This window comes from Chryseobacterium rhizoplanae (assembly GCF_900182655.1).
Classification (GTDB): domain Bacteria; phylum Bacteroidota; class Bacteroidia; order Flavobacteriales; family Weeksellaceae; genus Chryseobacterium; species Chryseobacterium rhizoplanae.
Map to the genome: position 1 here is coordinate 164,048 of NZ_FXTC01000005.1, position 20,327 is coordinate 184,374.

Consider the following 20,327-nt stretch of genomic DNA (forward strand, 5'->3'; position numbering starts at 1 on the left):
TCCTGCTGATTTCATACTCTCCTTTTATTAAACTCAAAGATTGCCAAAGTTAATATTTAAAATAAAAACGGACGAAAGAATTAACATTTAAGTTTTTTAAAGTTGAAAAATAATTGATTTATTTATAGATAAATATTATTAATTTTATAAAAACTAAACTAATATCCATTTTTACATGAAAAAATTTCTACTTTTTTCTTCATTTTTTGTGTCCTCATTGTTTTTTTCACAGCTCACAATGAGCCCCTTTGCAAGTCATTATGATAATCCTTATCAAGTCACTATTTCAGGAAACGGCACGATTTATTATACCACTGATGGAAGTACCCCGACTCTGAGTTCAAGCTCTGCACCTAACAATGTACAGATCCTTATTAACCAAAATAAAGAAATCAAGGCGTTTCTGGTTGACGGACAGGGAAATTCTTCTGCGATTATGAGCAAAAAATATTACACCGGAATTATTCCTTCGGCAGCCATTTATTTTAAAGCACCTTCTACGTGGACGGCGGGAAGCTGTGTAATGGTTGACATGGTTAACCCGAATGCTGTCAACGGTTTTGCTATGGATACATTCTGGCCGGGAATAACGATGCAGCCTGCAGGGTGCGATTCATGGTACAAAACAACCAGAGATTTTGAAAATGCCAATCTGCGTTTTAATAACTGTACCCTTTTTGAGAATATTCCCCAAACCATCAGTACCAATCTTATTCCTGCGGGAAGTACTATATATTATGATTTTACAAATGGTGTCATAACGACTCCGCCTTCATGCTTATTTTTAGAAAGCCATGAAACCTTGTCAAAAAACAACAATGTTTTGATCAAAGTATATCCGAATCCTGTTTCCGATATTTTAAAAGTAAATACCGACCGCCAGTTCCGGGAGTATGAGATTATAGATATCAGTGGAAAAGTTCTTTTAAAGGATCTGTTTACCAAAGAAATCACGATCAGTCATCTTATTTCAGGAAACTATTTTCTAAAACTGAAAGATTCAAAGGGAGATCTGGTTTTACTTAAATTTATCAAAAAATAAAAAAATCCGCTCGATGAGCGGATTTTTATGTTGGTATGTTGTGATTTCAATTAATCTCCATCAGAGAACATTGAGTTCGCCAGAGAAGTTACAATTGATAATAATATACTGAAGATAAATGCCCACCAGAAGCCGTCTACCACCATACTATCTATGAAGTAGTCTGCAATCAGGATAATTCCGGCATTGATTACCAAAGCAAAGAATCCTAAAGTAAGGATCGTCAACGGCAGGCCAAACAGGCTTAAAATAGGCTTTACAAATATGTTAAGAACCCCAAGCACAAGCGCAAAGATAATGGCTGAAGAAAATCCTTCGAAATGTACTCCCGGTAGAATTTTGGTTAAAAGATAAGCAACAATTGCTGTAATAAATAGTCGGATAATTAAGTTCATTGTGATATTTTTTAATGTTTATGGGGGATATGGAGCAAAAGCCATTCCATTTCAAAAAAAAGAATTCCGCGAAACCCCTTATTTAAGGAATATTTTGCCTGTTACTTACCCAAACCTGTTATTTTATTTTCATCATAGTGACCAATGAGGTCGCTACATGACTTTCTGATTCTGAACCTTCATTCTGAACATAGATTTCCGTTCTTACCACAATGATTTTCCCTCCGCCTTTGATGACATAGGATTTTGAAACCAAAGCATCTCCCATAGCAGGACGAAGGTAATTCACTTTCAATTCAACAGTTACCACATAGCAGTCTTCCGGATAATGACTTACCGCTGCATACCCTGAAGAAACATCCACCAGAGAAGCGATCATAGCGCCGTTGAACATTCCTGCTTTTCTGGTCATCATTTCCATTTTGGGAATCTTCATGGATATAAAATCAGTTTCCACTTCCAATAGTTCTGCTTTATAGAATTGTAAAGTTTCCGAGCGGCTGAAGCTGTCTGTGATGAGTTTTCTTTTCTCTGGTGTCATTATTTTTTGAATTTGTATGTAAAGGTAGAAATTGATTTAAAGATTAAAGAATTTAAAGATTAAAAATTTCCAGCCGTAAGAAACCTTATAGATATTGGAAACCTGTAAGATTTTGTGGTGTGTGGTTATTCAGGAATAATTAAAATTTTTCAGTACAAAAGATTAGCTTTGCAGGAAAACTTTATGATGGGTTTAAAAAGGTTTTTCCAATTTTTAGGTTTAGTTGCATGCTTCAGTTTTCAGGCGCAAACACTGCATTTGTATGGCGGTGCAGATCAGGATCAATATCTGGGATGTTTAAACTGTGATAACTTCGATACGAATTCGATATGGAATAAGTTCAGCGATTACGGAAATGTATTCAGTTCAAAATCAATCTGGAATAGGTATGGAAATTATGGAAGTACCCACAGCACCTACTCTCCGTGGAATGAATATGGAGCATATCCTCCGGCAATCGTTGATCAGGATGGAAATTTCTTAGGTTTCCTTACCGTGAATCCTTATAAATCTGAAAGATCTGAACTGGAATTGGCTGTGATTTTATGCAAGCATCATGAAGAGATGAGCAATGATGTTGGCGGATGGTATGAGAAATTGTTCCGGTAAAACACCCTGTCAAAAATTATTTGAATTTTTGCCATCCTCCGGAAGAGGAGAATTTTCACATCTTCAGTTGAGATGTTTTTATTAGAATAAAAGGTATGAAAAGTATAGGACTGGATTCCTGCGGAATGACAAAGTGTGCGGATAGACTACGTTTTACAAGAAAATTTTATTTAACTTTCCCGTGGTTCTCTTTCAAAACGAAACCCTTTTATTATGCTGAATGATTACAAAAAATACGAATTATTTGGAAAGCCCCTGATACAGAAGATTGATATGACGGGACCGTTCAGATATGATTTTCCGGTTTCGGAGCAGGCCTGTTTTCTGTATGTGATCAAAGGAGAATTTCAATATAAGACAGATGAGCAGGAATTTAATATTCCAACCCATTATTCCCTGTTTCTGAACTGTATCAGCTCAGGAAAGCATATTCAAAATTCAAATTTAGAAAGTAACTGCCAGGTCGTCATTGTGACCTTCTACCCTGATATCCTGAAAAGAATTTACGACAGAGAGTTGCCTTCTTTATTGCAGAAACCTGTAAACATAGTTTCAAATCAATCCAGTGAGAAAATAAATAATGATTTTCTGATTCAAAAATATGTAGAAGGATTGCTTTTTTACTTTGAAAATCCTTCGCTCATTAATGAAGATATATTAATTCTTAAGCTAAAAGAGATCATGTTATTGCTGGCTCAGTCACAGAATGCCAATGCAGTTCAATTGATTTTATCTCAACTTTTTTCTCCAACCACTTACTCTTTTAAGCAAATCATTGAAGCCAACTTGTTTTCGCAGCTCACCATTGAACAGCTTGCAGAAAAAAGTAATCTGAGTATATCATCCTTTAAAAGAGAATTTGCAAAACTTTATGAGGATACTCCAGCCAATTATATAAGAAACAAAAAGCTGGAAAAGGCCGCCGAACTGCTTTTAATATCCGATGAACGGATTACTGATATCGCTTTTGACTGTGGGTTTAATGATCTGGCAACTTTTACAAAAAATTTCAGCGATAAATATCATATTTCCCCGTCAGCTTATCGCCAGAAGCGGAAAGAAAAATAATTTGAAAACTATTTTTATAAATTACACACGCATTTCTTATCCATAGGAAGTGCGTTTTTTTGAACTAAAATCTCAAATTCTTGAACGAAATCACAAAATCATTTCTGTGTATCTATCGCAAATTTGTACCATCAGTTTCAGGGAATAAATTTTCTCTTCAGATGCCATAAAAAGCAAAAAGAATAAGAAACTGAATGAATATACATTTAAAATAATATCAATATGAATCTATCGATTTTAGGAATTTTTCATACCATCATTGGTATAAGTGCTCTTGCCGGAGCAATGATCGGATTTATCAAATATGGTAAGATTAGCCTCGCTCATCTATCCGGAAAAGTCTACTTTTACGCTACCCTCATCACATCACTTTCAGCATTGGGCATCTCCAAAGCCGGAGGTTTTAATGCAGGACATGTGTTCTCATTATTTATCATTGTTTTGATCTCTGCTGCCTATTTCCTGTTCTCAGGTAAAAAGGAAAGCAGGAGAGCCAGATATTTTGAGAATTTTTTGCTGTCATTCAGTTTTTTCCTGTCCCTTGTTCCAACTGTTAATGAGACTTTTACAAGAGTTCCCATTGGACATCCTTTGGCTAAGGATATCAAAGATCCGATTATTGGTCAGACTCTTCTTGTTATTTTTATGTTGTTTGTGATTGGATCAATTTTTCAGTTTATGAAGCAGAGAAAAGAGAATGTGAAAATTTCAGGATGATAGTGTATTAAGAAAAGAAGTAAAACCACCCCGTCAAAAATTCTTTGAATTTTCGCCACCCCTCCAGTGGAGGGGAATTTTCACGTCTTCAGTAGAGGTATTTGTATTATGATAAAGATCGGGAAAATATAGAAAAATAGATTAGCTGAGTTGTGTCTGAAAATCGTCAGTCAAAGTCAAAATACCTTCTGCAATAGCTTCCGGATGGGTGGTGAAGCCCTTTAATTTTGAAGTTTTTCCTTTTAAAACAAGATCTAAAAGCTGTTTATCTGATAATTTTTTACCAAAAATTTCAAAGGTGATTTTAAAACCACAGTTTTTGAAATCGGAACATCCTACTGCTGTTTTTCCTTTGATGAGGTTGTGTTCTTTACATTTCGGACATTTTGTTTCTTCCCAGGACTGAAGTTCTTTTTTCTGTGCAGGTTCTCTTTTTTTCTTCTCCTTTATTTCTTCTTTTTCTTCTTCCTGAAGGGTAATCACTTTTCCTTTTCCGTAGACTACTTTTTCGGTAAGTTCGGTAACCATCTGGATCAGTTCTTCTTTGAAAAGGTTGGCTTCATACTCCCCTTTTTCTATTCTACGAAGTTTGGATTCCCATTCACCAGTCAGTTCCGGACTTTTTAACAATTCATCTTCGATGGTGTCAATCAACTGAATTCCGGTTTGAGTAGCGATGAGGTTTTTCCTTTTTTTCTCGATGTATTTTCTTTTGAAAAGGGTTTCAATGATGTTCGCACGAGTAGATGGTCTTCCGATCCCGTTGTTCTTCAACATCTCACGCAGCTCTTCATCTTCTACTTGTTTTCCGGCCGTTTCCATTGCTCTCAGCAAGGTTGCTTCCGTGTAAGGTTTTGGAGGCGTGGTTTTTCCCTGGTGAATCTTTGGATCGTGAGGTCCTGTTTCTCCCACGATAAATTCAGGAATGGTCTGTTCTTCTTCTTTTTCTTTGTCCTTATCCGTAGTTTCTTCTTTAGGTTCTTTGGCATAAACTGCTCTCCATCCTGCTTCAAGAACCTGTCTTCCGCTGGTTTTGAAAGGAATGGTTCCTACTTTTCCTTCTACCAGTGTATTGGAAATTTTACACTCCGGATAGAATACCGCAATAAAACGTTTGGCAATCAGATCATAAATCAGTTTTTCTTCCCTGCTCAGATTTTGGGAAGGTGGAATTTCCGTAGGAATGATCGCATGGTGATCGGTTACTTTGGTATCGTCGAAAACGGCTTTCGATTTTGGAATCGGAGCTTCCAGTAACGGAGCAATCAGATCCTGATAAGGGTACATTTTCTGAAGAATTCCCGTTATTTTCGGATATAAACTCTCGGATAGATAGGTGGTATCAACACGTGGATAGGTTACGTGCTTCTTTTCATAAAGGCTTTGGATATAGTTCAGAGTATTTTCCGCTGAATATCCATATTTTTTATTGGCTTCCACCTGAAGTCCGGTCAAATCGAAAAGTCGTGGATTTTTTTCTTTTCCTTCTTTAATTTCGAAAGAAACGATCTCAAATGGATTTACTTTCAGGTATTCCAGTCCTTTTTCAGCCCGTTCCAACGTTTTTAAACGATCAATCGCCGCATTGAAAATAACATCACGGTATTTGGTCTTCAGCTCCCAATATTCTTCTGTGGTAAAGGCATCAATTTCTTTCTGGCGCTGAACCAGCATCGCCAATGTAGGAGTCTGTACTCTTCCAATGGAAAGAACTGCTTTATTGCCCCCAAATTTCTTGGTAAAAAGCCTGGTAGCATTGATTCCCAATAACCAGTCTCCTATCGCTCGGGCATTTCCTGCCAGATACAGGTTTTTATAATCTTCTGCAGGTTTTAAACTTGCAAAACCTTCTTTAATCGCATCTTCCGTCAATGAAGAAATCCATAAACGCTGAATGGGTTTGTTGCATTTTGCCTTCTGCAATACCCAACGCTGAATGAGTTCTCCCTCCTGCCCGGCATCCCCGCAGTTGATGACCTCATCACATTCTTCGACCAATTTTTCAATGACTTTAAACTGATTTTCAACGCCTTTATTCGGGATCAGCTTGATTCCAAAACTGTTGGGAATAATAGGCAGTGAAAAAAGATTCCAGGATTTGAACTGCGGACCGTAATCGTGAGGTTCTTTCAGGGTACAAAGGTGTCCGAACGTCCATGTCACGCAATAGCCGTTTCCTTCCATATAGCCTTGTTTAGGCGTGGTAGCGCCCAATACTTTGGCGATATCTCTGGCAACACTGGGTTTCTCGGCAATACATAATTTCATGAACTCGGGTTTTATTGAAGGAGTGCAAAAATCGTGATTTTTTTTGACTTTTCAAATTTAGTTAAGGATTGAAGGCTTAGAACTGAAAGAGAAGGAATTAGGATATGTATTGCAGGGATATAAAATTTTACAATGTATACCTTCAATCTATTTAAATGCAAAGGTGATTGGATTCTATTATTTATTGGAGGGAGCAAAGAGGTGCGACTAAATCGCTGATGAAGCGGCAGGATAACCAACCCTGCTTAAAAAGAAATCATATCAAAGGTCTATTTTCTGTCATTGACTACATCGAATCTTCGATTTCTGACGAAAGAAGAATCTTATTGATAATTAAATGAGATTCTTCACTACATTTAAGAACTAAGTTCGCAAACCTTTAATCTGTGTTCAGAATGAAATTTTTGAGGAATCTATATTCATACTGCCTTAGAATTAAAAAGATTTAAGCTAAAACTTTACATTTAAATAAACTGCTTGCCAGATGAGTATATATTCATACAAAAAGCCCCCTTAAAAAAGGAGGCCGAATCAACAATACTAATGAAACTAGGTTCATTATTTCTTTTGGACTTCTGAAATGGCATCGGAAATTCCTCCACCTGCGGTTTCAAAGAAGGCAGGTCCAGCCAGAAGGTATACTTTTTCTAATTTTTTTGTGGTGGATAGTTTGTGTTCTTTCAGGTAATTTTCAGAACGGTTGGCGTGTACGATTCCTTTTACTACGTTTCCAGCTATCAAAGCGGTTGGAGAATCTATTCCTGCATCTTTCAGATCACTGGCGAAGGCAAAATTGGTAACGCCTAATCTCATCGCTTCACGGGCAGCCACTTCACCTACGGAAGTCATTAAATCGGGTGTGAATTTATTACGATCACCTAAACCGATTAACAATAATTTCTTTGCAGACATCGATCCGGCAGGTGGTGTAATTAAAAGGGTTTCTAAAGAATGTCCCTGGAATTGTCCTGCTTTTCTGATATTGGTCAGTTCTCCTTTTAAAGCTTCATCCAGATGAACCAATCCATTTAGTTTTGCGGGTAAAGCCTGAGCATTAAAGATGTCTCCTTCTGTATATTCAAACACACAGGCTACCTGAAGCTGGGCATCAGCGGATGAAGGTCCCTGTACCAATCCTACCATGGAGATTCCGTCTACAGTTCCCCATGTTTTAGAGGTTCCGATAGCTGTTGTCTTTGCAGGTGATGTAGTTGTTGTTTGCGCAAAGCTTAGTGTAGAGAAAGCTAAAGCTGCGATTACTAGTGATTGTTTTAGTGTATTTTTCATGAGATTTATTTTTTGTTATTTGTTACGAGTTTCGGGGTGCGAGATGCGGGTTGTAAATGTTGTTTGTTGGATAACGCAAGGCCGCAAAGAATTTGAATACTTTATATTTTTAAGGCGCGAGTCGCTTTGCTCCGGCTATTTCTTTTTTTCAAAGGTAGTTTCTGTGATGGAGAGGTGCATTGATGTGGGGTAATTTTTGTTGCGGGGTTCGGGATGCGAGTTTTCGGGGTTCGAACTGCGGGATATTCTTGCGGATATATATTTTTTTAAAATTTAAATACAATTCTGGAGTTGATAAAGAGTCCGTCTTTGTGGTTATCGATCACATCGTTGATAAAAGCTCCTGTGTTGAAATACTGTATTCCTGTATTAAAGGTTAAAAACTTATTGATCTTATAATTAAAGCTTCCTAATAAAGCGGTTCCAATGTATCTCTTTCTTGAGTTGGAAGATGGCAGGTTTAATGTTCCGCTGGGTCTGTAAATTCCGTCCTGGGTAGAATATCTCCAGTTGAAAACGACATCTGCCTGTACGGTTATTTTTTCACTCAAATCCACGGTTGCATAGGGATGAATATCAATTAAATTCACCGGGCCGATCTGAGGATTGAATCCAAAATACCCGCCTTTCGGATACAGAGGATTGAATGTTCCCAGTTTGCCATCTCCTTTATTGCTGTCACCCGAGATGTAATCATTTCTAAGGTTAATCGTTGGTTTTCCTTTTACATTTTCAAACATATATCCGATGTCTGCAGAAGCCGTCCATGCGCTGATATTCCCTTTATTAAAGTTACCGAACTGATAAGCAGCTTCAAAATTGTAAATAAAGCCACCGCCATATCTCCAAAATCTTCCTCCTAAAGTATGTCTGTTTTCATCAGAGATTCCATCTTCAAAACGTACATCTTTTCTGTGAATTCCTAAATAATATAATTCCAGATTTCCGCTTCTGGGAATAATCAAAGTGTTGTAACTTCCCCAAAGGTTGATGGATTTTGAAGATTTGTTATCAAATGCTCCGGGACTGATTTCACTGGCAGCCATCATAAAGGCATCGGATCTGAAGTTTCCTTTTTTGTACATGAATTTCAATCCGTCAAAATAGAGTCTTAAATTCGGACCTTCTCTTACTGAAATCAGCCTTCCGCTTCCATAATCAAGTTCTTGTCTTCCTGCACGCACTGTCAGTTTTTCTTTGTCATTTTTCAGGATATCTACATCAATGAAGAGATTCTGGATATTCAAATGATCTTCATCAATTGGTCTTGGGCCGTTCTTTCTTCCATTTTCCCAGGCACTTCTCACTTGTCCGAAAATTCTTACCCGTGAGCCCAGATGCAGATCTGCATGTACATTGTATCTTTGAATCAGAAAAGGATTACTTCCAATGTCCATTCTCCCCCAATCTTCATTATTAAAATCTACAAACTCCAGTCTTGCTTCTCCTCCCACTGACAGGTAATTGTTATTTTTTTCTGCAAGCGGAATATATTTTATGGAATTGTAAAAAGTCTTTGCAGAGTCTTTGTATGCAGCATAATCTTCATCAAACCTCATCAGTTTGAACTGTGCAGAAATCTGAGCCGGAATGAAAATCTGCAACAAAAGTGCAATGGCAATCAGTTTTTTCATGATTATTTCTTGGTTAAAAAATTATCAACTGAATATCTGCCAGCTCCCATAAACAGTAAAAACAGATAACATAAACTGTACATGAAAGGTGTATCTTTCACCAGTAATGCATCGTTCCAATGAAGAATAAAATATCCTGTAAGCGTCACCGCCAGGATGGGTAATACTGCAACTCTTGTGAAAAGGCCAAAGATCACAAATACCGGGAATACCAGATTGGCAGCGTCTGCAAAAAGACTGTTGAAAGCTTCCGGAAGGTGCAGCGGGTTCGGAACCTGTTCTGCTTCTGAAACGCCTATTCCTAATTTTTTTAATCCGTGCGCTACGATTAATTCTGTAGAAAGTAAGACTCTGAAAACTAAAAGTGCAATGTCTGTTAATTTTCCTGACGGATTGGTATTGGTGATGATGTGGATTAGCTTTTTCATGATTTATATGGGATTTTTAAGAGTGAGTTTGATTGAGGGGATTTTGTTTAACCGCAGATGACATAGATTGACACAGATGATTGTGCTTACTTTGATTTTGTGGCAGGGTTTGCGTGTAAGACCACCCCGTCAAAAATTTTTTGAATTTTTGCCACCCCTCCGGAGGAGGGGAATTTTTGCTCCTTCAGTTCGATATTGATGGGGATTAATTCTATTTGGTTTGATAGCCTCCGTAATATTTTACAGGTGACCAGTCCGGGATAACCGGAAGAGGTGCAGGAGCAACGGTTTTGTAAGTTTCATCTCCGTACACTACTTTTCCGTCTACAATGGTCAGTTTTGAAGTGATGTTTTTAATTTCTTCATCATTGACCGTGAAATAATCTTTGTCCAAAATGGTAAGGTCTGCAAAATATCCCTTCTGTATTTTTCCTTTCTGATAGTCTTTTATTAATTCATATCCTCCATAGGTAGAAAGTGATAAGGCTGTTTTTCTGTCTAAGGTATTTTCTTTGCCCATTACCTGGTTTCCTCCGATTGTTTTTCCCGTGGTAATCCAGTATAAAGCAACCCATGGATTGTAGCTTGCTACTCTGGTTCCGTCTGTTCCCAGTCCTACAGGAATTCCCATTTCCAGCATTTTTTTCACTGGTGGAGAAGCTAAAGCAGGCTTTTTACCGTATCTGTGGATGAAACTTTCTCCCTGATAAGCCATTCTGTGCTGTATGGCAATTCCGCCGCCCATTGCTTTGATTCTTTTCATATTGTCTTCAGTAATGGTTTCAGCGTGGTCAATAAACCAGACTAATCCGTTCAAAGGAGTTTCTTTGTTGACCTCTTCAATGACATTTAAAAATCTTGTGATACTTTCATTGTAAGTGGCGTGAATTCTGAAAGGCCATTTATTTTTAACCAGAAGACTCACCACCTCTTCCATATTTTTTTCCATGGTTGCAGGAAGTTCAGGTCTTGGAAAAAGGAAATTTTCAAAATCTGCTCCATCAGACACCAGGTTTTCCCCTCCTCCGTTAACGTGATAATCTATTTCGTTGAAATCGTTGTGACCATGATCGTCAATTTCTACCATTCCTATCCATTTGGTGTAGTCTGCAAGTTCGGAACCTTTCTTCTGAGCAAATAAATAGTAAGGTAAACGAACGGTAATTTTTCCTTCTTTGTTCAACTTGTCTGTTGTTCCGTAGTCATCCGGAAAATTCTGAAATCCTCCTCCTGCATCCATTACAGCGGTTACGCCTAATCTGTTAAGCTCGGTCATATACTGAAGGGTAGAATTTATTTTTTCTTCTTCTTTCAACTCCGGTAGTTTCGCCAATGTTGAATAAAGAATAAATGCATTAGGTTCCGCCACTAATAAACCTGTGGGATCCCCATTGCTGTCTTTCTCAATTAAACCTTGTGCAGGATTAGGTGTTTCTCCGTTGATATTGAGTTCTTTTAATCCAGCTTTGTTTAACCATGCTTTTCCGTAAAGGTACATGACGAAAGTGGGTACATTTCCTGTGGCTTCATTTATTTCAGCCAGGGTAGGAAGTCTTTTTTCTTCAAACTGATATTCATTCCAGCCTCCAATCACTCTTACCCATTGTCCTTTCGGGGTTCTCTGCGCCTGTTCTTTCAGCATTTCCAAGGCTCTTTTTAAGGATTTTACTCCATCCCAGCGAAGTTCCGTATTATAAAATCTACCACCACGAATCACATGCAGGTGACTGTCAAACAATCCAGGGATTACTCTGTTCCCTTCGGCATCAATGACTTTTGTATTGCTGCTTTTTAATTTTAAAATCTGGGCGTTCGTTCCGGTTTGTAAGATTTTATGGTCTTTTATTGCTACAGCCTGTACTTCGGGATTTTTATCATCCATTGTTGTGATCTTCCCGTTGGTAATGATCATGTCTGCTTTCTGAGCATTCAGGATTCCTGTCCCTAAGACTGTGGAAAGTATAAGTGTGTTCAGTAATTTCATTATTTCAATATTTTAGTTTGAAGGTTTCGGCAGGCTTTCAGCCTGCCGAAACAGACCATTAGTGTTTTAACATTTCCTGAGCATACTGAATTCCAATACCGTAAGCCCCACCGTGTTTTTTCATCAGATCATTAACCGGTTTGTAGGTTTCTTTTCTTGCCCAGTCTCTCTGAAGTTCCAATACATACTGAACAGAAGTAATAGGATGTGCTCCTGCCTGAACCATACGTGTGATTGACTGATCATGAGCTTCTTTAGAAATATCACCTGAAGCATCTGTTACCACATATACATCATATCCTTCATCAATGGCTGATAATACCGGTCCTACGATACATACACTTGTCCATAATCCGGCGAAAACCAGTTTCTTTTTATTCTTTCCTGTAATGGCTTTGTGAGCATTAAGGTCTTCCCAAGTATTCATCGTAGTTCTGTCTACATATCCGCTTGTTGCTTCAGGATATACTTCTGAAATTTCAGGGAAAACAGGTCCGCTGAATGATTTTTCTGCCACTGTTGTTACCACTGTAGGAACATTAAAAATCTTTGATCCTCCGGCTACAAGTGCTACATTGTTTCTTAATTCTTCCATGCTGATGCTTTTTGTTGCAAAAGCCATCTGTCCTTCATGGTCTATCAATACCACGGCATGATTGGTAGGATTTAATAATGATTTTCCAGGGTTTTGAGCTGACGCTGTTAAGGATAATAAGCCAGCTGCAAAGGATAGGATTAATTTTTTCATAATGATTTAATTTAAGGGTTGTTATTTCTGTTTAATTTTTATTATAGTGTCATTGGTACGTCCATTACAAGGATTTCCGTACCTTCTTTTAATGCTTTGATATTGATATTCTGGATATCCCAGACTCCGAATCCATCACGTTCTTCCAAAATCTCTCCGCCTATTTCTGCGCTTCCTTTCAGAATGAAAACATAGGCTCCGTTTCCTTTTTTCCTGATCTGATAAGGTGTTTCTGTATTCTGATCAAAAGTTCCCAGATGAAACCAGGCATCCTGATGGATCCATACTCCTTCGTCATCTGCGTTTGGGGAAAGAATCTGCTGAAATTTATTGTGTCCTTTCGCCTTGTCTAAAGTGATCTGATCATATCTTGGTGTAACATTTCTTTTTTTCGGGTAGATCCAGATCTGAAGGAATTTTACAAACTTATCACTGTTTTTGTTGAATTCGCTGTGCATGATTCCGGTTCCTGCACTCATCACCTGGATGTCTCCGCTTCTGATTACTGCTATATTTCCCATGCTGTCTTTATGTTCAAGGTCCCCTTCCAAAGGAATACTGATGATCTCCATATTGTCGTGAGGATGTGTTCCAAAACCTCTTCCTGCTTCCACTTTATCGTCATTCAGAACTCTCAGTACTCCGAAGTGCATTCTTTCAGGATTGTAATAATTGGCAAAGCTGAAAGTGTGCTGGCTTAATAACCATCCGTGGTCTGCTTTTCCTCTTGAGTCTGCTCTGTGGATGACAGAGTTTTCTTTTATTTTTGATTCTGTATTGGGAAGATGATTGTATCCGATGGGTTCTAGTGGTTCAATCTCATCGATCTCATTTTTCATAGTGTTCGCCAGAGAAGCTGATGCTACAAACATTCCTGTTCCCAATAATCCTTTCTTTAAAAAATCTTTTCTGTCCATATCAGATTGTTATTTGTTCTTGTTTGATAGGACAAATTTAGAGAGACCGTAAACCCTGCACATTTAACTAGTTTAATAAATGACTTTGCAGCAAAAAAAAATGCCGGATACGTTTGTATCCGGCAGTATTACTATATTGAATTCTTATTTTTGGTAAAACGCAAAGGCGCAATATGTATATTATAATGGTTATTAAGGCGCAAAGATTTTATCTCCGATAAAATTATTTATCACAAGATAGAATCTGTGTAATCTGTAGGTAAAAAAATTATTTCTCTTTTGAGGCAAGACGCTTTCTTATTGTACTTACAAATTCTTTTGAAACCCCAAGATAGGAAGCGATGTAATACTGTGCTACTCTTTGTGGGATTGAAGGATATACTTTGATAAATTCGAGGTATCTGTCTGATGCCGCCTTGGAAATGGTATTGACCAAACGGCTCTGCAATGTCGCCAGGTTTCTCTGAACCAGCATTCTGAAAACTCTTTCGAGTTTCGGAATTTCCTGCAGCAGTTTTTCTTTGGTTGAAGGATTCAGCATATAGATTTCCGAATCTTCCAGCGTTTCAATATACACTTTTGAAGGTTTCTGCTCCTGGAATGAGGCAATATCACTGATCCACCAGTCTTCGATGGCAAACAGCAGCGTAACTTCAGTACCAGCATCATCCAAACAGTACATTCTTATACATCCTTTGTGAATATAACCTTCAAACTGGCAAATCTCTCCTTCCCTCAGTAAAACGGTCTTCTTAGGAAATGACTGACATACCAGCAGATCTGTAAATATTTTTTCTTCTTCGGGAGTGATTGAGATAAATCGTGTAATGTTTTTGATGATATTTTCAAACATAATGTCAGGTTTATCCCTGCAAATTAGGAAAAAGACTGTAAACTTCATTCTTTAAAAGTCCACTTCCTCCTCCATAATGATCGATTACTTTAACATCTTTATCTAATCCTTCGCAGAATATTTTAATATCTTTTTCAAAATCTTCCTCAAGCCCGGAGCTTAAAAGAACAATATCTACGGTGTTCTCTTTTATATATTCGTAGCAGAAATTTTCATCACTTTGTATTTCGGCAGTCCAGCCTTCGTTATTTTCTATAATTCTTTTTAAAGTATCGAGAATTTCCTGATTCTTTCCAATGACTAAAAAATGTAATATTTTCATTTTGTTCACTATTTATATTGTTGATTAAGGTAAGAAACATTTGAGTAAAAAGTACATCTCTTATACAATTCATACCTTCAAACTCGATAACTCGAAACCCGAAACCCGCATCTCGTTCCCTCTACAAATGTTTGTTCCCTGTAATCTTCAGTTCGTTCAGGTCCAATTGGGATTCTGCTTTTCTTATTTCGTCTTCGCTGAAGCGTTTTTCACGTTTCATCCGGAACAGTTCTTTTCTCTGCAGGGCAAATATATTCAGCATTACGTTATGGTATTCTTCCATATCATTTCGTCTGTTGGTACACATTTCCAAAGAACTTAAATGATTCTGATGAAGTTGGATATCAGTTTCCAAAGCTTTTTTAAAATTCTTAAGCAGACTATTGCTGCTCACCAATTCATTATATTCTTTATCAAGTTTTTGGACAGCAAGCTTATCCAGCCTCATTTGAATTCCGGCCTGCTGTTCGTGAGAAGGAAGAATAGGATCAATCTCTTCAATTTTTGTCAGCCTGATCACCAAAGGCAATGTCAATCCCTGAAATACCAATGTCACAAAAATGACCACAAATGTGATAAAAATAATCAGGTTTCTCATGGGAAATTCGGCCTGACTGTTCATCATTACCGGAATAGACAGAGCTGTAGCCAGAGAAACAACTCCTCTCATTCCTGCCCATCCTATAATTAAAGGATTTTTCCATCCCGGGCTTGGATCACGGCGGGCTTTTTCACTCAGCCATCTTGGAATATGAGCCACAGGATAAATCCATAACAGACGTACTGCAATAACGATTAAACTTATAATTAAACCATATTTGATTCCTTCCATTAATGAAATTTTTCCCAATCCATTGATGATATCCGGAAGTTCCAGCCCTATTAATACAAAAACCAAAGCGTTCATTACAAAGATCAGGGTATTCCAGACTCCTGTCATATTGATTCTTGTGGTACCTGTTTTAAAAATTTCATGAGCACGGAAAGACATAAATAAACCTCCGCTCACCACAGCCATTACTCCCGAAAAATGAAAATGTTCTGCAGAAAGAAACAGAATATAAGGTGTAATTACGGTAATGGCAGCATCAATGGCAGGTGTAGTAGGTAAAAAACGGTGAATCGCATAAAAAATATGAGCCCCCGCAATTCCTATTACAATTCCCATCCCTGCTACCAGGAAAAACTGTCCTGTTGCTTCATGCATTGAGAAAGCTCCTGTCATTACCGCAGCCAAAGCAAATCTGAAAACAATCAGTGAAGAAGCATCATTAATCAGGCTTTCTCCTTCCAGTATCGCAAGAGTACGTTTGGGAACTTTTAATCCTTTTAAAACCGTGGTGGCAGCAACAGCATCCGGTGGTGAAACAATTCCGCCCAATAAAAAACCCAATGCCAGGGTAAATCCGGGAATCAACATCTGTGAAGTATAGGCAACCACCAAAGAAGTGAGAAATACCAGACCAAAAGCCAGCAGACTGATGGGACGTTTCCATTTCCAGAAATCATTCCATGAGGTATACCAGGCTGCTTCATACAGAAGTGGAGGTAAAAAAATTAAAAATATAATTTCGGGATCCAGCTTTAATACAGGAACTCCCGGAATAAAACTAATTCCTAATCCGGCAAGCACCAGAAAGATAGGATAAGCAATTTTAATCCGTTGTGCCAGCATGACCAGCATCATGACGAGTAATAAAAGTCCCAGTATTAAAAGTAGTTGTTCGTGCATAGTTTTTCAGAAGTTTGATTTCAGATTCTGGTTATCCAGGTTTTGGCTAAAGCCAGTGGTATATTTATTTTTTAAAGGTGGGCTAAAGCCCATCGCTATTGAATTGTCATTGTTTTAAAATCCCAATTATAAAGATTAACCACAAAAGTCACAAAGTTTTTATTTTAAAATGTTTATAAAGTTTAATAGCATACAATATAAAGATCACATGAGAGAAAAATCAAAGATTTTTATAAAACTTAAATATTCTTTTCAGGAGCTCGATATTTACTTATCAAATCTTTTGTGACTTTTGTGGTTAAATTATTTAAATATCACGGAATTAGCTATTTCAATTTCTTCCTCATTAATAGAGTGACCAAAGTTAGCATATACTTTTTCTGTTACCTCAGCGTTCATTTCTCTTAAAATATTGGCTGTAGCGTATACTCTTTCTACAGGAACATGAAAATCAGGGTTGCTGGTTCCCAGAAAAACAGGGGTTCCCGCAAAATCTCCTTTATAGTTTTCACGATTGATCTTATCTCCTATCACGCCACCAATAATGGCTGCTGCTCCACCGAATTTCTGAGCATTACGGGCCAGAAATTCAAGAGTCAGACAGGCACCCTGAGAAAATCCGAAAAAGTATATATTTTCTGGTTTAATTCCTGCTTTTACAGCTGCTTTTACCGTTTCTTCAACCATTTCAATGGCTGATGACAACCATGGTTCGTTTTGTTCTACCGGTGCTATAAATGAAAAAGGATACCAGGTGTGATTCAAAGCTTGCGGGGCTAATAAAGCATAGTCTTTTACATTTAAGTGTTGAGATAAACTCAGAATATCCTGAGCGCTTCCTCCACGTCCATGAATCATGATCAAAGCTTTTTCTGCCTGATTCAATGGAATTCCTGCTGTTTTTATATTTAAAATATGACTCATTATTTCTATCTGAATTTTTCTGTTGGATAATTAATTACGGGAAGAACTTCTGTCAGACGTTCTCTTCTTTTTTCAAACTGCGGCGGCAACTGTAAATCTTCTCCTAAAAATGCAGCTTCTTCATCTACATCGAACCCTGGGCCTGAAGTAGCAATTTCAAACAAAACTCCACCCGGCTCTTTAAAATATACGGAGGTAAAATATTTTCTGTCTTTTACTTCAGTATGTTCCAGTCCATAGGCATTTAGCCGTTTTACCATTTCAAGCTGAGATACTGCATCCGGAGTAGCAAATGCTACATGGTGAACAGTACCTCTTCCTGCCAATCCTTTCAATGCGCTGGGTGTAGAAAGCAGATCTACATATTTCCCCGGCATATTGTCTGTTCCCAATCTCAGTCTGTCAGGAGTTTCCTTAATTACTTTATGATCCATCTGAGTGGTCAGAAGAGCGGCCGTTCTTTGATAGTCATCCTGCCAGATTTCTACGTGATGGATTCCTTTAATGGCATAATCTTTAGGAATATAACCATTGTAATATCCTTTTCTTTCGTCCTTATCATTAAAAACCAGCTCCAGACCCAACCCGTCAAAATCTTCAAGATAAATAAAAACTTCATCCGAGAATCTTTGCTGCGGCTGTTTAAAAGGAATATTAAACTGTTCCAGACGGTCCATCCAATAATCCAGAGCATCTATAGAAACTGAAAATGCCGTTGTATTGAGCATTCCTTTACCATGTCTGCCATTGATCAGATCCTTACCATACGGAAAAGTAGTCATGATCGTTCCCGGTGTTCCATATTCGTCCCCGAAATAAAAATGATAAACATCTGAGTAATCAAAATTAACCGTTTTTTTGACCAATCGAAGTCCCAAAACTCCGGTATAAAAGTCTATATTTTCCTGTGCATTTCCCGTAATTGCCGTAACGTGATGCAGTCCTGTGATAAGTTTCATTGTGTTGATAATTGTTAATGGGTTATTATGATCGGAGCTGAAATTTCGGGATTCGGGATTCGAGTTGATAATTTCGAGCATAGTTTTATTCATCTTCTGTTTTTTAGCTCGAGACTCGAAAACTCTCCGACTCGAAAACCCGTATCCCGAAACCCGACTCTCAAACTCACTAGAGTTCTTCCTTCAACCAAACATCATTGTATTCTTCCGGATGACGTTTGAACTGTGCGTGAACATACGGACACAGCGGCAGAATCTTTAAATCATTTTCTCTTGCATAGGAAACCAGTCTTTCCAGTAAGATTTTAGCAAAGCCTTTTCCTTCATATTCCGGATGTACTTCAGTATGATAAACCGTCAGTTTTTTTCCAATGACTGAAATATCCATTTTACCTGCTTTTTTATCGTCTGAGAAAAGCTGGATCTCCCCTTTTCTTCCTTCTAAAACTATTTCTGTTCTTTCCATTTTTTTGTTTTTAATTCTTAATTCAAAATTAGCATCTTTATCCGTGCTGGCCGATGATCTATGATAAGTTCGGAAGTACTCCTTCTATTTTTTCACGCATTCCTTCATACTGTGCAGGAAGCTTTAGGTTGGTTCCCAGCTCATTCAAAGGTTCATCTACTGTGAATCCCGGATTATCGGTTGCAATTTCAAATAAAACACCTCCTGGCTCGCGGAAATACAATGAATAGAAATAATCTCTGTTGATCTTCGGAGTAATGCTTAGCCCTGCAGACAATACTTTCTCACGATATTCCATCAGAACGTTGTCATCTTTCACTCTGAATGCAATATGATGATTGGTTCCGGCAGCATTTCTTCCCGCAGGAATAGTATCATTTTCAATAATATCGATAAGATTAGCCGTATCGATGGCATCAGTGGCAAATCTGTATTTTTCTCCTTCCTGTTTCTGCAAATCATACCCTAAAACATCAGTCAGAACTTTGATTGTAGGATCTGCTTTTTTTAAGGTTAAAGTTACATTATGGAACCCTTTCAAGGCATATTCATCTTTGATATCATCGGTTGTCCATACCTTTCTGTTATCTTCACCTGCAGGTTCTATCAACTGTAACTGAAGACCGTCCGGATCATTGAAAGAGATCATTTTTTCTCCAAAAACTTCTCCTTCATTCACGTTTACATTAAAGTTTTGTAAACGGTTTTTCCAGAATTCAAGGCTTCCTTTGGGTACTGAATATCCGATATGGGTGGCCATTCCGCTTCCGTTGTTTCCTTTTCCAATTCCTTCCCACGGAAAGAAAGTAAGGATGGTTCCCGGTGTTCCGTTTTCATTCCCAAAATAGAAGTGATACGTTCCCGGATCGTCAAAATTCACTGTTTTTTTCACCAGTCTTACTCCTAAAACCTGAGTATAAAAATCTAAATTTCTTTTGGCGTTGTCTGCGATTGCAGTAATATGATGCAGACCTAATATTCTATTGTCCATTGTCTTTAATTTTTATGCTAAATTACAGTGAACAGAAATGCTGCACATTTAACTAGTTTAATAAATAAAAAGATTCAATGATCTTGTCCTGGTGATCTGATCATAATAATTTGATTTAAAATTCCCAGATGTAATGGAAATTCAAGCAATAAATAAATTGACGTTTATAAATAATCTACAAAATAAAAATGCATCAGAATAAATTTCTATCCATTTTCTTTTCAACAATATAAAAATTATTTAATTCTCATAAATTTCAATTTATTTTACATTTTTGATAATTAAAAATAAGCAATATTTTCTATGTTTCCCGAAATAAAAGGAACTAAAATTGCTTTTTCAATCTAAAAAAAGAGCGAACAACCAACAAATAAAATACTGATAAACAATATATTACATTATTAGCAATAAATTAATATTTAAAATGTCTACTTTTTTAGTG

General features: G+C 37.5%; 20 protein-coding genes. 4 read left to right on the forward strand and 16 right to left on the reverse strand.

From position 1 onward, the window contains the following. Positions 1-238: 238 nt before the first annotated feature. Positions 239-1,042 (forward strand): chitobiase/beta-hexosaminidase C-terminal domain-containing protein, encoded by an 804-nt coding sequence (locus FN817_RS13240; protein ID WP_167498863.1) that lies wholly within the window; start codon positions 239-241, stop codon positions 1,040-1,042. 50 nt (positions 1,043-1,092) lie between these two features. On the opposite strand, the gene FN817_RS13245 is transcribed toward FN817_RS13240, so the two are convergent. Next, on the reverse strand, positions 1,093-1,437 hold the full coding sequence (locus FN817_RS13245) for a phage holin family protein (protein WP_142718358.1): 345 nt from the start codon (positions 1,435-1,437) through the stop codon (positions 1,093-1,095). 118 nt (positions 1,438-1,555) lie between these two features. After that, positions 1,556-1,978 (reverse strand): PaaI family thioesterase, encoded by a 423-nt coding sequence (locus FN817_RS13250; RefSeq protein ID WP_142718359.1) that lies wholly within the window; start codon positions 1,976-1,978, stop codon positions 1,556-1,558. A gap of 183 nt (positions 1,979-2,161) precedes the next feature. Between FN817_RS13250 and FN817_RS13255 the strand changes: the two genes are divergently transcribed. The 3 genes from FN817_RS13255 (at position 2,162) to FN817_RS13265 (ending at position 4,372) form a co-directional block, all read left to right on the forward strand. Then, positions 2,162-2,587: a hypothetical protein gene (locus FN817_RS13255; protein ID WP_228451554.1), complete on the forward strand. Its 426-nt coding sequence runs from the start codon at positions 2,162-2,164 to the stop codon at positions 2,585-2,587. A 213-nt stretch (positions 2,588-2,800) separates the two neighbouring features. Next, entirely contained in the window at positions 2,801-3,655 is an 855-nt protein-coding gene (locus FN817_RS13260) for a helix-turn-helix domain-containing protein (RefSeq protein WP_142718360.1), read from the forward strand. 222 nt (positions 3,656-3,877) lie between these two features. Further along, the gene (locus FN817_RS13265; protein WP_142718361.1) at positions 3,878-4,372 is read left to right on the forward strand and encodes a hypothetical protein; all 495 of its coding nucleotides are present in this window, start codon (positions 3,878-3,880) and stop codon (positions 4,370-4,372) included. Positions 4,373-4,513: 141 nt separating this feature from the next. Here FN817_RS13265 and FN817_RS13270 read toward each other — a convergent pair whose 3' ends face one another. The 14 genes from FN817_RS13270 to FN817_RS13335 form a co-directional block, all read right to left on the reverse strand. Beyond that, complete coding sequence (locus FN817_RS13270) at positions 4,514-6,640, reverse strand: type IA DNA topoisomerase (protein ID WP_142718362.1); 2,127 nt, start codon at positions 6,638-6,640, stop codon at positions 4,514-4,516. 558 nt (positions 6,641-7,198) lie between these two features. Continuing rightward, positions 7,199-7,927: a M17 family peptidase N-terminal domain-containing protein gene (locus tag FN817_RS13275; RefSeq protein ID WP_142718363.1), complete on the reverse strand. Its 729-nt coding sequence runs from the start codon at positions 7,925-7,927 to the stop codon at positions 7,199-7,201. 266 nt (positions 7,928-8,193) lie between these two features. Then, a complete protein-coding gene (locus FN817_RS13280; RefSeq protein WP_142718364.1) occupies positions 8,194-9,561 on the reverse strand; it encodes an alginate export family protein in 1,368 nt (455 codons plus the stop codon). Between the two features lie 2 nt (positions 9,562-9,563). Then, positions 9,564-9,989, reverse strand: a complete 426-nt coding sequence (locus tag FN817_RS13285) for a DoxX family protein (RefSeq protein ID WP_142718365.1) — start codon at positions 9,987-9,989, stop codon at positions 9,564-9,566. Positions 9,990-10,200: 211 nt separating this feature from the next. Then, positions 10,201-11,973 (reverse strand): amidohydrolase, encoded by a 1,773-nt coding sequence (locus FN817_RS13290; protein WP_142718366.1) that lies wholly within the window; start codon positions 11,971-11,973, stop codon positions 10,201-10,203. A gap of 58 nt (positions 11,974-12,031) precedes the next feature. After that, positions 12,032-12,721 carry a hydrolase gene (locus tag FN817_RS13295; protein ID WP_047388066.1) on the reverse strand — a complete coding sequence of 230 codons (690 nt, stop codon included), beginning with the start codon at positions 12,719-12,721 and terminating at the stop codon, positions 12,032-12,034. A 41-nt stretch (positions 12,722-12,762) separates the two neighbouring features. Continuing rightward, a complete protein-coding gene (locus FN817_RS13300) occupies positions 12,763-13,638 on the reverse strand; it encodes a pirin family protein (RefSeq protein ID WP_142718367.1) in 876 nt (291 codons plus the stop codon). 268 nt (positions 13,639-13,906) lie between these two features. Next, positions 13,907-14,491, reverse strand: coding sequence for a Crp/Fnr family transcriptional regulator (locus FN817_RS13305; RefSeq protein ID WP_142718368.1), 585 nt, complete (start codon positions 14,489-14,491; stop codon positions 13,907-13,909). 10 nt (positions 14,492-14,501) lie between these two features. After that, positions 14,502-14,813 (reverse strand): hypothetical protein, encoded by a 312-nt coding sequence (locus FN817_RS13310; RefSeq protein WP_142718369.1) that lies wholly within the window; start codon positions 14,811-14,813, stop codon positions 14,502-14,504. 121 nt (positions 14,814-14,934) lie between these two features. Next, positions 14,935-16,545, reverse strand: a complete 1,611-nt coding sequence (locus FN817_RS13315; RefSeq protein ID WP_142718370.1) for a Na+/H+ antiporter — start codon at positions 16,543-16,545, stop codon at positions 14,935-14,937. A 303-nt stretch (positions 16,546-16,848) separates the two neighbouring features. Then, a complete protein-coding gene (locus FN817_RS13320) occupies positions 16,849-17,469 on the reverse strand; it encodes an alpha/beta hydrolase (protein WP_142718371.1) in 621 nt (206 codons plus the stop codon). Between the two features lie 5 nt (positions 17,470-17,474). Then, positions 17,475-18,521: a ring-cleaving dioxygenase gene (locus FN817_RS13325; protein ID WP_228451555.1), complete on the reverse strand. Its 1,047-nt coding sequence runs from the start codon at positions 18,519-18,521 to the stop codon at positions 17,475-17,477. 76 nt (positions 18,522-18,597) lie between these two features. Beyond that, entirely contained in the window at positions 18,598-18,894 is a 297-nt protein-coding gene (locus FN817_RS13330; protein ID WP_142718372.1) for a GNAT family N-acetyltransferase, read from the reverse strand. Between the two features lie 58 nt (positions 18,895-18,952). Next, complete coding sequence (locus tag FN817_RS13335; protein WP_142718373.1) at positions 18,953-19,885, reverse strand: ring-cleaving dioxygenase; 933 nt, start codon at positions 19,883-19,885, stop codon at positions 18,953-18,955. Positions 19,886-20,327 lie beyond the last annotated feature (442 nt).